We start from the raw sequence: 14,412 nt of genomic DNA, 5'->3' as shown, positions 1-14,412 counted from the left end.
TCCGTCGTCCGGTCTGGTCAGCCGGTCGGTTCGGGCGGTGCGGTGACCGTCGACGTCCACAGGCGGCGGGCGGCGAGCAGGGACGCCGCGAGGAGCAGGCCGTTGCGGAGCACCATGACGGTCAGGCCGGAGGCGGTGCCGGCGAGGACCTCCGCGTACAGGACGGGGTACGCGAGCGAGCTCAGCGCGGCGGCGGGGAGCAGCAGCAGCGCCACCGGGCGCATCACGGTCCGGCGGGAGGTCAGGCAGACGGCGGCGAGCCCGAGCAGCCAGATCATGTACTGGGGGCTGATCACCCGGCTGGTGGCGGTGAAGAGCAGCACGGCGGCGAAGGCCGCGTCGAGCGGGGTCGCGGAGGTCCAGCGCCGGGCCCGGACGCGCCAGAGCAGCAGCCAGCCGAAGGCGATGACGGTGAGCAGCAGGGCGAGGTGGCCGATGCTGGAGACGTACGGGCCGACGTACTCGAAGGAGCCGTAGCGGAACTCGATCCCGCCCGGCCAGATGCCGGCCGCCCGGGCCAGTGCGAGGGCCGTGCCGCCCAGGGATTCGATCTGGACGCCGCGGCTGCCCTGCTGGCGCAGGAAGCCGAACGACTCGGAGAAGAACAGCGCGAGGGTGGCGCAGAGCGCGAGGGCGGCGGTGACCGCGGCGGTCCAGGCCTCGCGGCTGGTACGACCCCGGGGCGTGCCGATCAGGGCCAGCGCGGGCCAGACCTTGACCATGGCGCCGATCCCGGCGAGCGCTCCGCCGAACTGGTGGGCCGCGGTCGAGCGGGCGTTGAGGGCCAGCAGGGCGAGGACGGCGAGGGCGGTGGTCTGGACGTCGTACCGGGCGAGGGGGAGGTGCAGGAGCAGCGGGAGGGCGCAGACCCAGAACCAGGCGCCGTGGGTGAGGCGTTCGCTGTCGGCGCGGGCGAGCGCCAGGGTGATGACCGCGTCCGCGAGGAGGGCGAGGGCGACGAAGGCCTGGAAGTACGTGAGCGAGGGGAGGATCCCCGGGGCCATGATCACGAGGCCCGCGCCGGGCGGGTACTGCCAGGTCACGTCACCGGGCGGGAAGGTGCCGGTCGCGAACTGCCCGTACCAGTGCTCGTAGAGGGCCACCTCGCGGCCGACCCCGCCGATGCCGAGGTCGTCGCGGAGGAGCAGCAGGAGCATGCCGGCCCGGGTGAGGAGCCAGGCGGCGGCGAGGGCGAGGTAGGGGCCGCGGCCGACCGTGACGAAGGTGGCCGAGGTGAAGGTGTCCGAGTCGAAGGGGGAGCCGGTGAGGGAGGGGGGTGGGGGTGAGGTGGGAGTGGTGGGAGTGGTGGGTGAGGCCGACTTGGTGGGCGTGGTGAGTGACGGGGGGCCGTTCCGGGCCCGGCGGGGCGGCTGAGGGTGATCGTTCGTCATCCCTCAGCACTGTAGACCGCTATGTCTGGTTTACGGATGGTTTGGCGCCCGGCTCGGCGTTGGGTTCGGTGTCGGGTTCGGTGTTTGGTCAGGCGGGTCAGGCGGGTCAAGCGGGTCAGGCGGTGGGTTCGGTGCCGGGTTCGGTGCCGGGTGTGGTGCCCGTCGCGGTGAACTCCTCGTACGCCGCCATCACCTCCTTCGCCGGACCGTCCATCCGCAGCGTCCCCGCCTCCAGCCACAGCACCCGCTCGCAGGTCTCCGTGATGGTGGAGTTCGAGTGGCTGACCAGGAAGACCGTCCCCGCCTCCGCCCGCAGCTCGTCGATCCGCCGTTGGCTGCGGCGCCGGAAGCGGGCGTCGCCGGTCGACAGGGCCTCGTCGATGAGCAGGACGTCGTGGCTCTTCGCGGCGGCGATGGAGAAGCGCAGCCGGGCCCCCATTCCGGAGGAGTACGTCCGCATGGGCCGGGAGATCGCGTCGTCCTTCTCGTTGATGCCGGAGAAGTCGACGATCTCGTCGTAGCGTTCCCGGACCTCCGCGCGGCTCATGCCCATCGCGAGGCCGCCCAGGACCACGTTCCGTTCGCCGGTCAGGTCGCCCATCAGGGCCGCGTTGACGCCGAGGAGGGAGGGCGTGCCGTGGGTGTAGACCTGGCCCCGCTCGACGGGCTGGAGGCCCGCGATGGCTTTCAGGAGGGTCGACTTCCCTGATCCGTTCGAACCGATCAGGCCAATCGCCTCACCTCGGTACGCGGCGAAGCTCACCCCCTTGACGGCGTGGACCCGGCGGCCCGTCGGTGCGGTACGGCCCCGGCGGAGCATCCGGCCGAGGGCGGCGGTGGCGCTGCCCCGGCCGCCGGGGTGCCCGCCGTGGACCGTGTAGGTGAGGTGGACGCCGTCGACGACGACGGTCGGGGTGCGGGAGTCCTCGGTCGTTCGCGCTGTCCCTGCTGTCCCTGCTGTCCCTGCTGTCCCTGCTGTCCCTGTCGTTCCTGTCATTCCTGTCGTTCCTGCTGTCTCAGCCACGGCCGTACGTCTCCTCTGCCTTCCAGAACCAGATGAACCCGCCCGCGAAGGCCAGCGCGGCCCAGCCGGCGGCGAGCGCCCAGACGTGCGGCGGCAGCTGGTCCGCCGTGTAGCTCTCGATCAGCGCGAAGCGCATGAGGTCGATGTAGACCGCGGCCGGATTGCACTGCAGCGCCAGCACCACGCCGTCCGGGAAGCGGCCGCCGCTCGCCAGGGCCCGGATCGACCACATGGCGCCCGAGGCGTACATCCAGGTGCGCAGCACGAACGGCATCAACTGGCTGATGTCGGGGGTCCGGGCCGCGAGCCGGGCGAGGGCGAGGGCCACGCCCGTGTTGAACAGGGCCTGGCAGCACAGGGCCGGGACGGCGAGCAGCCAGCTCCAGGTGGGGAACTCGCCGCAGCAGAGGAGGATCGCGGTGAGCGCGGCGAGCGAGAGCAGCAGTTGCTGCAGCTGCTGGAGCGCGAGCGAGATCGGCAGGCTCGCGCGAGGGAAGTGCAGGGCGCGGACCAGGCCCAGATTGCCGCTGATCGCGCGGGTGCCGGCCAGGACCGTGTCGGCGGTGAAGGCCCACACGAAGATGCCGGTCATGAGGAACGGGACGTAGTCGGGGACGCCGTGCTTGGCGTTCATGACGACGCCGAAGATCACGTAGTACACGGCCGCGTTGAGGAGCGGGGTCATCACCTGCCAGACCTGGCCGAGGCGGGCCTGGCTGTACTGGGCGGTGAGGCGGGCGGTCGCGAAAGCGGTGATGAAGTCGCGGCGGGACCAGAGCTGCCGGACGTAGGCGGGGAGTGAGGGGCGGGCTCCGCTGACCGTCAGCCCGTGGCGCAGGGCGAGCGCGCGGAGGTCGGTGGCGGGGGGTGGTGCCTGCGGTGTGGCGCGTGACGCGTCCGGTGCGGTGCGGGGTGCCTGTGGCGCTGTGGGGTGCGGGAGCGTCTGGGGGGTCACGGGGTGCGCTTTCGACGGGGGCTGCGGGGCATCTCCTAGGGGCGGTGCGGACGGCGTCCACGATGGAACGGGTCCGTATCGTCGCTACGGGGAGGTTAGGACGCCTGCACGTCGGAACGCAACCGTATCGTCGTGATGTCGTCGTTGGTTAGGATGCCGTTCATGACCGAACCGACCCCCCGCCGCGCCCCCGCCGGAGCCGCCGTACTCCGCGAGGACGTGACCGAGGCCATCCGTGCCGCCGTCTTCGAGGAGCTCGCGGCCGTCGGCTTCGCCCGGATGTCCATCGAGGGCATCGCGCGCCGCGCGGGCGTCGGCAAGACCGCCGTCTACCGGCGGTGGAAGTCCAAGCTCGCCCTCGTCCTCGACCTCGTCGGCGCCGTCGCCGCCCAGGGCATGCCGGTGCCCGCCACCGGCTCCCTGCACGGGGACGTACGCGCACTCCTCGAAGTGGCCTCGTACGCCCTGCGCCACCCCGTCGCCTCGCAGGTCATCCCCGACCTCCTCGTCGAGGCCGCGCGGCAGCCGGAGATCGCCGACGCCATCCGGGAGGCGCTGCTCGACGGCCGGCAGGGCGTCATGGCCCAGATCGTCCGGGAGGCCGTCGCGCGCGGCGAGCTCCCCGGGGACACCGACCCGGCCAAGGCCCTCGACCTGGTCGTCGGCCCGCTGTACTGGCGCCTCGTCGTCGTCCGTACGGAGCTGCCCTCGGGGTACGTGGACGAGCTCGCGCGCTCGGCGGTGGCGGCGCTCAAGGCCTGAGGGTCTGAGGGCCTGAAGGCCTGAGGGTTTGACGGCCTGAGTGCCTACTTCACCGCGCCCGCCATCACCCCGGACGCGAACTGCCGCTGGAACGCGAAGAACACCACCAGCGGCACCACCATCGACAGGAACGCCCCCGGCGCCAGCACGTCCACGTTGTTCCCGAACTGCCGGACCTGCTGCTGGAGCGCCACCGTGATCGGCGGCGACTGCGAGTCCGCGAAGATCAGCGCGATCAGCATGTCGTTCCACACCCACAGGAACTGGAAGATCCCCAGTGAGGCGATCGCCGGGCCGCCGAGCGGCAGCACCACCCGGGTGAACAGCCGCACCTCGCCCGCTCCGTCGAGCCGCGCCGCCTCCAGGAGCTCGCGGGGGATCTCCGCGAAGAAGTTCCGCAGCAGGAAGATCGCGAACGGCAGGCCGAAGGCGGTGTGGAAGAGGACGACCCCCAGCGTCGTCTCGAAGAGCCCGACCGCGCCGAAGAGCTTCGACACCGGGACCAGGGCGACCTGGACCGGGACCACCAGCAGGGCCACCACCCCCAGGAACCACCAGTCCCGGCCCGGGAACTCCAGCCACGCGAAGGCGTACCCCGCGAACGAGCCGAGGGCGAGGACGAGGAGCGTGGCCGGGACGGTGATCAGGACGGTGGAGAGGAGGGAGCCGGTGATCGTTCCGTTCGCGAGGAGGTTGCCGTAGTTCTCCGCCGTCAGCTGCGTCGGGGCCCCGAACACCTGCCACCAGCCGCTCGCCGCTATGTCGGCGGGCGAGCGGAAGGAGGAGAACAGCAGCCCGACCGTCGGCAGCAGCCAGATCAGGCCGGCCAGGACGAGGACGACGCGGACCGCGCCGCCGGCCGCGCGGGCCGCGACCCGGGAGGCGAGGGAGGTCATCGGCGGGTCTCCCTTCGTATGCGGCGGATGTTGACCGCCATCACCGGCAGCACCAGCAGGAGCAGGACGACGGCGATGGCCGAGCCGACCCCGAGGTCCGCGTCCGTGCCGAACGACGAGCGGTACAGCTGGAGCGCCAGCACGTTCGCGTCGTCCTGCGCCGAGCCCGGCGCGATGACGAAGACCAGGTCGAAGACCTTGAGCACGTTGATCATCAGGGTGACGAGGACGACCACGAGGACCGGCGCCAGGAGCGGGACGGTGATCCGGCGGAACACCTGCCACTCGTTCGCCCCGTCGACCCGCGCCGCTTCGAGCAGCTCGCGCGGTACGGCCGCGAGACCGGCACCGATCAGCACCATCGCGAACCCGGCCCACATCCACACGTACGCCCCGATCACGGCCGGGGTGACGAGCGACGGACCCAGCCACTCCACGCCGTCGTACTGCTCCCGGAAATTGCTCGCGGGGAGGCGGAGTACGGCTCCGTCGGCGCGGTCGGCGGGCAGCGTGAAGGTGCCGTCGGCCGCCGCCGTGGCCGTCGCGACGACCTTCCCGTCCCGTACCGCCTCGATCCGCAGCCCGGCGAGGCCCAGTTCGGCCGGGTCGACGACGTTCGGCTTCCCGCCGCCGCCCCGGGTGAAGTCCAGCCAGGCCGTGCCGGTGATCGCCCCCGCGGGCGGGGGAGCGGGCTCGCGCGCGGGGCGGGCCTCCGCCGGCATCCGGCCAGGAGCCACCCCGACGAGCGGGAGCCGGACGGGCTCCCCGGCGCGCACCGCCTCCTCGGTGACGTACGCGCCGCCGCCGGCCGCTTTCAGCGGGTGCGCGGGCAGCGGGCGGGCCCGGGGGAAGCCCGAGGCCTCGGCGAAGGTGTCGTGGACCCCGACCCAGACGGCGTTGGCGATCCCGCGGTCCGGGTCCTGCTCGTAGACGAGCCGGAAGATGATTCCGGCCGCCAGCATCGAGATCGCCATCGGCATGAAGACGACGAGCTTGAACGCCGTGCCCCAGCGGACGCGTTCGGTGAGGACGGCGAAGACCAGACCGAGGGCGGTGGCGACGGCGGGGGCGAGGACCAGCCAGATCAGGTTGTTCCGTACGGCGGTGCGGAGCGAGTCGTCGGTGACGAGCGCGAGGTAGTTGTCCAGGCCCACGAAGGCGGAGCCGGAGCGGTCGAAGAGCGAACGGCGGACGGAGTACCCGATCGGGTAGACGACCAGCGCGCCGAGGAGGAGCAGGGCGGGGAGAAGGAACCCCGCCGCGACCGCCCTGCTCCTGCTCTTGTTCCTGTTCCTGCCCTTGCCCTTGACCTCGCTCCTGTCCCTGTCCGTGTTGCTGTCCGTGTTGCTGTTCCTGCGCTGGTTCTTGCTGTCGGGGATCCACGGCATGCCGGGTCCTCAGCTCTTCGCGGCGGCCCGGTACGCCTTCTCCGCGTCCGCCTCCAGGCGTGCCTGGGCCCCGGCGATGTCCTTCGGGTTCTTCAGGAAGTCCTGGAGCGCCTTCCACTCGCCCTTGCCCGGCGTCCCGCCGAAGGACTGTGGCATCTGGTCCGACATGTCGAAGCGGAAGTCGTCCCCGGCGCCGATGAGCGCCTTGGCGATCTCGCGCTGGACGTCGTTCGGGTACGCGGCCGGGTCCAGGCTCTTGTTCGGGGAGAGGAAGCCGCCCTCGGCCGCCCAGATCCTCGCCGCCTCGGGCGAGGCCAGGAAGGCGAGCAGCGCCTGCGCGCCCTTGGTGTCCTTCAGCGCCACGGCCGCGTCGCCGGCCGTCACGACGGGAGCGGTGCCGCCGCCGACCGTCGGGAACGGGAAGACCTTCGCGTCCGTACCGATCTTCGCCTTCGTCTGGGCGATGTTGACGGCGGCGAAGTCGCCCTCGAAGACCATCGCTCCCTTGGGCTGGTCGCCGCCCGTGAAGGTCTGCGTCACCGAGACCGGGTACTCCGTCTGCAGCGCGCCGCTCGTCCCGCCCGCGAGCAGCGCCGGCTTCCCGAACAGCTCGGCGAGCGTGGTCAGAGCCGCGGCGACGGACGGGTCGGTCCACTTGATCTCGTGCCTGGCCAGCTGGTCGTACTTCGCCGGGCCCGCCTGGGAGAGGTAGACGTTCTCGAACCAGTCGGTGAGCGTCCAGCCGTCCGCGCCGCCGACCGAGACCGGGGTGACGCCGGAGGCCGAGATCGTCTCGGCGGTGGTGAGGAACTCCTTCCAGGTCTTCGGCTCCATCGCGCCCGCGTTCTCGAAGACCGCGGTGTTGTACCAGATCAGGGACTTGTTGGCGGCCTTGAAGTAGACCCCGTACTGGGTGCCGTCGACCGCACCGAGCTGCTGCCAGCCGGGCGAGTAGTGCGCGGCGAGCTGGGCCTTGGCCTCGGGGCCGACCGGCTTGAGCCACTTCTGTGTGGCTGCCTGCCGGATCGCGCCCACCTGCGGGAGCATCGCCACGTCGGGCGGCGAGCCGCCGGCGATCTTCGTCCCGAGGAAGTTCACGATCGGGTCCTGGGCGGGCACGAAGGTGACGGTCGCGCCGGTGCGCTTCTCGAACTCCCGCAGGACCTTGGTGAAGTTCTCCTGCTCGGGGCCCGTCCAGACGGCGGCGACCTCGATCTCCTCGCCCTTGAGGGGTAAGCCGGGGCCGGACGTGGGATCGCCCGGGTCCTTGCGGGTCTCGGTGCCGCAGGCCGCGAGGGCCAGTGCGGTGAGTGCCGTGAGCGCCGTCATGGTCACTGCGGCCTTGCGTGGACGAAGAGTTGTACGCATCGCTGCCCCGTCTCTCCTGTGCGCGTCGCTGTCCCGTGCCGACAGGTCTACGCCGGGCGGAGGCGCCCCCGCAATACCGCCTTCCGCGTCAAGTGGGCGATCGTGATGCCCTCGTGACGTGCCGTCAGGTGCGGGTGGCGGGGGCGAGCGGTGCTATGGGGGACGCCTCGACCGAACGCGCCGCCCGGTCCAGGGCGCTCGCGAGGAGTGCCAGGTCCGTCGGGCCGTTGCCCAGTTCGCGGACCGGGCGACGGGTGGGCGGGTCGCCCATCCGCTCCCACTCCAGCGGGACGACGACCGGGCGGAGCGTCGCCGTCCGGGGGATGCGGCCGGTGACGCGGCCCGCCTGGAACGGGGTCACGCGCCCGTCCGGGTGCCCGAGCCTGCCCCGGCCTGCCGCCGGTACGTCCGGGCCCGCGGCCACCGGGGGCGCGTCGAGCACGATCCGCAGCCGCGCCCCGTGGGCGAGCTCGGTGTCGGCGGTACGGTCCGGGCGCGCCGAGGTGGCGACGAGGTGCACCCCGAGCCGCTCGCCGTGCCGGGCGACGGCCTCCAGGGCCCGCACGACGGACCCGGCGGCCGGACGGCCGGGGGCGCCGAGCGCCGGGGCGACGAGGGCGTCGAAGTCGTCGACGAGGACGACGAGCCGGGGCAGCGGCCCGGAACCCGCCGCATGCCGGGCGGCCCCGGGCTCCCCGACGGCGGGACGCGGAATCCGCCCACTGGCCGGGTCGGCTGCCCCGGCCTGCTGCTCGCTCGCGGGGTGCGGGACGCGCCCGCCGGCCCCGGAGGCCGACACGCGCCCGCTCGACTGGTCAGTGAGGTCACCGTTGCCGGTGCGGAGGGTCCGGCTGCTCGGGCGATCCTCAAGGGACCCGCCCTCACGCCGAGGCAGTCGCCCGCTGGGCGTATCGGCCAGGAAGGCGCCCCCGCCGGCCGGCCGCGTCCGGGAACCGGACCGCTCGCCGAGGTCGTCGGCGCCGGGGTAGGGGAGGCGTCCGCTGGGGCGTGCGCCGATGTCGCCCGAGCCGGTGCGGGGTACGCGGCCGCTGGTGCGGCTGTCGAGGTCGTCCGTGCCGGGGTAGGGGAGGCGTCCGCTGGGGCGGCCGCCGATGTCGCCCGAGCCGGTGCGGGGTACGCGGCCGCTGGTGCGGCTGTCGAGGTCGTCCGCGCCGGGGTACGGAACCCGGCCACTGGCGCGGCCGCCCACGTCGTCCGCGCCGGGGTACGGAACCCGGCCACTGGCGCGGCCGCCCACGTCGTCCGCGCCCGGGTGCGGGGCCTGGGTGCCGGGGCGGGCCGTGTCGTCGTCGCCGACGCGGAGGGTACGGCCGCTGGGGCGGTCGTGGAGGCTGTTGTCGCCGGTGCGGGACACGCGTCCGCCGGAGCGGCCGTTCAGGTCGGCCGCGCTCGAGTACGTGATCCTGCCGCTGGGGCGGCCGCCGAGGTCGCCGTCGGGGGTACGGGTCCCCCGGCCGGTCGGGAGGGAGCCGATCGTGCCGTCGCCCGTGCGGAGGGTGCGGCCGCTCGGGCGGTCCGTCAGATCCCCCGGGTCGGCGGTGACGCGGACCGTCGCGCGGGCACCCTGGGGTACGGACTCCGCCGCGCTCGCGGAACGCTGGCCGATCAGCCGGTCGGCCGCGCGCGTGCCCCGGCGGTCGGCGAAGTGGCCGTCGCCCAGGATCTCCGCCCGGCGCTTCAGCTCGGCGCCCAGCGCCTGCGCGAACTCCCGCATCCGTACCGGGTCGGAGGCGATCAGGTGCTCGGTGACGTGCGGCAGTTCCGTACAGACCGCGAGGCCCTCGCCGCGGTCGCCGCCCGCGCCGTCCACCAGGAGCAGGCCCAGCCGGTCGGGGCGGCCCCCGGCCGCCAGGGAGGCGGCGACCGAGCGGAGCAGCTCCGTGCGGCCGCTGCCCGCGGGTCCCTCGATCAGCAGGTGCGGACCCTCCTGGGTGAGGTCCACCGCCAGCGGGCCGCGCGGGCCCGTGCCGAGCACGACGGTGCCGTCCCCGGCGGAGGCCCAGCGGGCCAGCAGGGAGGCGGGCGTGGCCCGGGCCAGGCCGAGCTCGTCGAGCAGGCGCGAGGACGGGGGCAGGGCGGCGGCCCGGCCGCGCGGCGCCGCCGCCGTCTCCGTACGCAGCGGGGCGAGGGCGCGGCCGAAACGGTCGGCCCAGGCGACGGAGACCGCGTCGACCACGCCGACGGTGCCGTGGCCTGCGACCCGCCCGCCGGAGGTGCGGATCAGCCGCAGGGCCGTCGCCACGTCGCCGCTGAGGAGCGCGGCGGCCCCGCACTCGCGGAAGGCGAGGGACGCGGCACAGGCGGCCTCGTAGGTGGCGGCCACGGGCGATTCCGGGGTCGCCGAGGGCGCCTCGGCGAGGCACAGAAGGTGGATGCCGGCCGCCGCACCGGCGCCCGCGAGCCGCGCGACCGTCTCGCGCAGCGCGGCCGAACCGGGGTCGCCGTCCACGATCACGACCGTCGCCGGCCCGCCGTGGCGCGCGGCGGCCTCGGCGACGGACGCGCGGTCGGCGCTGGGCCAGCCGGGACCGAGCGGACCGTCGTCGAGTCGCCGGGTCAGCTCGGCCGTACGCGCCTGGGCCTGCTCGCGGTCGTACGCGAGGAGCAGGCGGCAGTCCTGGCCGTGGGCCGGCCGGACGTGCGGGAGCCAGCCGAGCCAGCCCCAGGCGCGGCGCCGCTCCTCAAGGGAGCGGTTCCGGTCGGCGCTGATCAGCACGATCTCCAGGTCGGAGGGGGAGTGCAGGGCGGCGAGCTGGGCCACGACCGAGCGGGCGAGCCCGGCGAGCCGGTCGGCGGGGCCCGCGAGACCGAGCGAACCGGCCTCACGCAGCCCGATGGTGACCGGCACTCCGGAGAGCTCGGCGCGGTCGGTGGTGCCGAGCCGGACCACGAGGGACTCGGGATGGCCCTCCGCCCGCTCCCAGAGGCGCGGGCCGGGGCCGAGGGCGGTGAGCAGGACGGTGGCCGGGTCGGGCCAGGTGTCGGCCACGGGCACGGGCCCGGTGGCCGTGTCCCGCGCGCCGGGGCCGGGCCGCTCGCCTGCCCGGGCACTCGCGGGCGCGCCCACGTGCGTGTCCGGGGTGGTCAGGGGGTCGGCTGCGGTGGCCGGGAGCTCCTCGCGCCCGCCCGCGAGGCGCCGGGCCCACGCGCCGAGCCCGCGCTTCCCGGCCGTGCGGCCGGGCGCGGGGGCCGGTGCGGCCGCCTCGCGACGGGACGGACGGGTCCGGCTGTGGGCCTCGCCGCCGGCGTGGTCGTCAGGGTCCTCGGGCTCCTCCGCGCGCGCGTGGCCGGGGGAGTCGACACCGGGGCGGCCGCCGTACGGATCGGCGTACGGATCGACGTAGACGTCGTTGCGGCGGGCACCCGGGGAGGTGGCGTGGGAGGCGTCGTACGGGATGCCGCGCGCGCCCCCGTGGGTCGTGTCGTCCACCGGGTGGGCGGAGGGCGCGGGGGGCGCGCCGGCCGACGGCGTCCCCTCGGGTCCGGACGGTCCGGCCGCCCCGCGCGCGACGCGCAGGTGGCCTTCGCCGTCGGGTGCGGTCGCCACCGCGTCCGTACCCCCGAGTTCGTCGCCGGGGCCGGTCAGACGGAGGGCGGACTCGCCGAGGCGCAGCAGGGAACCGGGGAGGAGCCGCACCGGGCGGCCGCCGACCGGGGCGCCGTCGAGCGTCGTCCCGTTCGTCGAGCCCAGGTCGGAGACGGTGACGCGGCCGTCGTCGCCGACGGTCACCGTGCAGTGCGCGCGGGAGACGTCCGGGTCGTCGAGCGGCACGTCGGCGTCGACGGAACGGCCGATTCTGATCGGTCCGCCGTGCAGCAGGTGCACCCCGCCCGCGTCCGGTCCCGCCACGACGTGCAGCCGCGCGGAGGCGGCCTCACCGACCCGGTCGTCGGGGCCGGGGACCTGGAGCGAGAGGACGGCGCCGTCGACGAGCGGGGGCTCGCCGAGCACGCACCGCCGACTGTCGAGGCGCTCCCCGCCGGCGTAGAGCACGGTCGTGCCCGAGGCGGAGGTGTCGGGGCCGGTGACGGCGGCGGCCAGACCGGAGGCGACGGCGGCGAGCGCCGTCCCGGCGGGGGCCGTGACGAGCACGTCACAGGCGCGCCCGGCGCCGTGGCCGCCGTGGCTGCCATGGCCGGAGTGCGGCGCGAGGACGGTCAGCCGGATCTGCATCGCCGTCAGCGGTCCCTTCTGCGCGAGATGCCCGGCAGGGGGACCGCCCTGTGACTCCCCCCACCCGGCACGGACGCGTCGTCCGGTACAGGTCGGCACGGCGCGGGGGCTCCCGACCCCACCGATGCGACGTGCTGTAGGCATCCTCGCACCTGCCACCGACAACCTGCCCCCGGGTCGGCCACAAGTGATCTTGAATGGTCGGCTGCGGTCCTAAAAATGCCTGGTTGAGCATGCCTTCGGAGCATGCCTGGCAACCGTCGCGGCCCGTGGAGCGTCTTCTTCCGGACAAGTTCCGGACACGATCCAGGCCGGTTCCCGGCGCGTCGGGCCGGAGCCGGAGCTCCGCCCGACGCGCACGCGACGCGTGCCCGACCCGTACGCGACCCCGTGCGCGGGCCCGGAAAACCGGCCTGTGGACGACCGGGCTGTGACCCGTTCGGCGGCACTAAAGTGGGTCGGACACCCGGACGGGTCACAACAGAGGACAGGGACACCGGGGACAACACCGGAACGACCCCAGGACCACGATCAGCAGGGAGCGCGTGACGTGCGGCCTATCGGCAGCAAGTACCTGCTCGAGGAGCCGCTCGGACGCGGCGCCACGGGCACCGTCTGGCGAGCCCGCCAGCGGGAGACGGCCGGCGCCGAGGCGGCCGTGCCCGGCCAGCCCGGCGAGACCGTCGCGATCAAGGTCCTCAAGGAGGAGCTGGCCAACGACGCGGACATCGTCATGCGCTTCCTGCGCGAGCGGTCCGTGCTCCTCCGGCTGACCCACCCGAACATCGTGCGCACCCGCGACCTGGTCGTCGAGGGCGATGTCCTCGCCCTCGTCATGGACCTCGTCGAAGGCCCCGACCTGCACCGGTACATCAGGGAGAGCGGACCGCTCACCCCGGTCGCCGCCTCCCTCCTGACGGCCCAGATCGCCGACGCGCTCGCCGCCAGTCACGCCGACGGGGTCGTCCACCGCGACCTCAAGCCGGCCAACGTCCTGCTCGCCGAGCAGGGCGGCCAGATGCACCCGATGCTCACCGACTTCGGCATCGCGCGCCTCGCGGACTCCCCGGGCCTGACCCGGACGCACGAGTTCGTCGGCACGCCCGCGTACGTGGCGCCCGAGTCCGCCGAGGGCCGCCCGCAGACCTCCGCCGTCGACATCTACGGCGCGGGCATCCTCCTCTACGAGCTGGTCACCGGCCGGCCCCCGTTCGCGGGCGGCACCGCCCTCGAAGTCCTCCACCGGCACCTCAGCGAGGAGCCGCGCAGGCCCTCGACCGTGCCCGGACCGCTGTGGACGGTCATAGAGCGCTGCCTCAGCAAGAACCCCGACCACCGGCCGAGCGCCGAGAACCTCGCCCGTGGCCTGCGCGCGGTCGCCGCCGGCATCGGCGTCCACGCCACTCCCGCCCAGATCGAGGCGGCGGACGGCGTCGGCGCGCTCCTCGCCCCGGACCCGGCGCCCGCGCCGGTCCCCGAGACCCCGGGGGCCGCGGACGCCACCCAGGTGCTGCCCAGCGGCTCCGGCGCCCCGTCGCAGTACGACCCCGCCGCGGCGACCAGCGTGATGCCGACCAGCGGTCCCGCGGGCGGCGCCGACCCGACCGCCGTCATGCCGCCCGTACCGTCCCAGCCGCCGCAGTCCGAGGACCCGCACCCCTGGCAGAGCCAGCTGCGCGCGGCCCGCGACCGCAACGAGCAGACGCAGGTGCAGTACCTGGACCCGAGCCAGGATCCGCTGCGCCGCCGCCCGCAGCGCCCGCAGCAGGGTCAGGGGCAGCAGGGTCAGTACGGTCAGCAGGGCCAGGGCCAGGGCCAGGGCCAGGGCCAGGGGCAGCAGGGTCAGTACGGCCAGCAGGGCCAGGGCCAGCAAGGGCAGTACGGCCAGCAGGGCCAGGGTCAGTACGGCCAGCAGGGTCAGTACGGGCAGCAGCGGCCGCCCCAGCACCAGCAGCACCCGGCTCCGCAGCAGCAGCAGTACCAGCAGCAGCACCAGCCGCAGCAGTACGCGGCCCCGCAGCCGCCGGCCCCGCAGCAGCAGTACGCGCCGCCCCAGCAGCAGTACACGCCCCCGCAGCCGCCGCCCCAGGCCCCCGCGCCCCGCGAGCCGCGCCCGCCGCGCCAGCGCAGCGCGAACCCCATGAGGATCCCCGGCCTCGGCTGCCTCAAGGGCTGCCTGTTCACGATCGTCCTGTTCGTGATCGCGGGCTGGCTCATCTGGGAGCTGACCCCGCTCCAGGGCTGGATCGCCGAGGGCAAGGGCTACTGGGAGGCCATCGGAGACGGCATCTCGACGGTCACGGACTGGGTCTCCACGATCGGCGAAGCCACCGGCTCCGGGGGTACTACCGGCGGTACGGGGCAGTAATACTGCCGATTTATCGACTTCCGAAGGGTGATTTCCCTTCGGAAGTGACGATCGGCGGCTGCGGA

General features: G+C 74.3%; 9 protein-coding genes. 2 read left to right on the top strand and 7 right to left on the bottom strand.

All coding sequences use genetic code 11. The features are described 5' to 3' along the window. Window positions 1-17 precede the first annotated feature (17 nt). From OG580_RS13495 to OG580_RS13485, 3 genes are all read right to left on the bottom strand, one after another. Window positions 18-1,391: a glycosyltransferase 87 family protein gene (locus OG580_RS13495; protein WP_267043911.1), complete on the bottom strand. Its 1,374-nt coding sequence runs from the start codon at window positions 1,389-1,391 to the stop codon at window positions 18-20. A gap of 115 nt (window positions 1,392-1,506) precedes the next feature. Then, on the bottom strand, window positions 1,507-2,388 hold the full coding sequence (locus OG580_RS13490; RefSeq protein ID WP_267043910.1) for an ABC transporter ATP-binding protein: 882 nt from the start codon (window positions 2,386-2,388) through the stop codon (window positions 1,507-1,509). A 19-nt stretch (window positions 2,389-2,407) separates the two neighbouring features. Then, complete coding sequence (locus OG580_RS13485; RefSeq protein ID WP_267047993.1) at window positions 2,408-3,253, bottom strand: ABC transporter permease; 846 nt, start codon at window positions 3,251-3,253, stop codon at window positions 2,408-2,410. Window positions 3,254-3,532: 279 nt separating this feature from the next. On the opposite strand from OG580_RS13485, the gene OG580_RS13480 reads away from it, so the two are divergent. Next, on the top strand, window positions 3,533-4,132 hold the full coding sequence (locus OG580_RS13480) for a TetR/AcrR family transcriptional regulator (protein ID WP_267043909.1): 600 nt from the start codon (window positions 3,533-3,535) through the stop codon (window positions 4,130-4,132). Between the two features lie 44 nt (window positions 4,133-4,176). Here the strand turns inward: OG580_RS13480 and OG580_RS13475 are convergent, their stop codons facing one another. The 4 genes from OG580_RS13475 to OG580_RS13460 form a co-directional block, all read right to left on the bottom strand. Continuing rightward, window positions 4,177-5,028, bottom strand: coding sequence for a carbohydrate ABC transporter permease (locus tag OG580_RS13475; protein ID WP_267043908.1), 852 nt, complete (start codon window positions 5,026-5,028; stop codon window positions 4,177-4,179). Beyond that, complete coding sequence (locus OG580_RS13470) at window positions 5,025-6,416, bottom strand: carbohydrate ABC transporter permease (protein WP_267043907.1); 1,392 nt, start codon at window positions 6,414-6,416, stop codon at window positions 5,025-5,027. Before OG580_RS13470 ends, OG580_RS13475 begins: the two co-directional genes overlap by 4 nt. 9 nt (window positions 6,417-6,425) lie before the next feature. Continuing rightward, complete coding sequence (locus OG580_RS13465; protein ID WP_267043906.1) at window positions 6,426-7,784, bottom strand: ABC transporter substrate-binding protein; 1,359 nt, start codon at window positions 7,782-7,784, stop codon at window positions 6,426-6,428. Between the two features lie 124 nt (window positions 7,785-7,908). Beyond that, on the bottom strand, window positions 7,909-11,979 hold the full coding sequence (locus OG580_RS13460) for an FHA domain-containing protein (RefSeq protein ID WP_267043905.1): 4,071 nt from the start codon (window positions 11,977-11,979) through the stop codon (window positions 7,909-7,911). Between the two features lie 550 nt (window positions 11,980-12,529). On the opposite strand from OG580_RS13460, the gene OG580_RS13455 reads away from it, so the two are divergent. Beyond that, window positions 12,530-14,347 carry a serine/threonine-protein kinase gene (locus OG580_RS13455; RefSeq protein WP_267043904.1) on the top strand — a complete coding sequence of 606 codons (1,818 nt, stop codon included), beginning with the start codon at window positions 12,530-12,532 and terminating at the stop codon, window positions 14,345-14,347. The last annotated feature ends 65 nt before the right edge of the window (window positions 14,348-14,412 follow it).

Origin of the sequence: Streptomyces sp. NBC_00094 (genome assembly GCF_026343125.1) — a bacterium.
Classification (GTDB): Bacteria; Actinomycetota; Actinomycetes; order Streptomycetales; family Streptomycetaceae; genus Streptomyces.
This window is presented reverse-complemented; position numbering and strand designations above follow the sequence as displayed.

Bases quoted from the DNA above. Each gene is read 5' to 3' on its own strand.
- OG580_RS13495 (WP_267043911.1), bottom strand. From the start codon at position 1,391: ATGACGAACGATCACCCTCAGCCGCCCCGCCGGGCCCGGAACGGCCCC.
- OG580_RS13490 (WP_267043910.1), bottom strand. From the start codon at position 2,388: ATGACAGGAACGACAGGGACAGCAGGGACAGCAGGGACAGCAGGGACA.
- OG580_RS13480 (WP_267043909.1), top strand. From the start codon at position 3,533: ATGACCGAACCGACCCCCCGCCGCGCCCCCGCCGGAGCCGCCGTACTC.
- OG580_RS13475 (WP_267043908.1), bottom strand. From the start codon at position 5,028: ATGACCTCCCTCGCCTCCCGGGTCGCGGCCCGCGCGGCCGGCGGCGCG.
- OG580_RS13470 (WP_267043907.1), bottom strand. From the start codon at position 6,416: ATGCCGTGGATCCCCGACAGCAAGAACCAGCGCAGGAACAGCAACACG.
- OG580_RS13465 (WP_267043906.1), bottom strand. From the start codon at position 7,784: ATGCGTACAACTCTTCGTCCACGCAAGGCCGCAGTGACCATGACGGCG.
- OG580_RS13460 (WP_267043905.1), bottom strand. From the start codon at position 11,979: ATGCAGATCCGGCTGACCGTCCTCGCGCCGCACTCCGGCCATGGCAGC.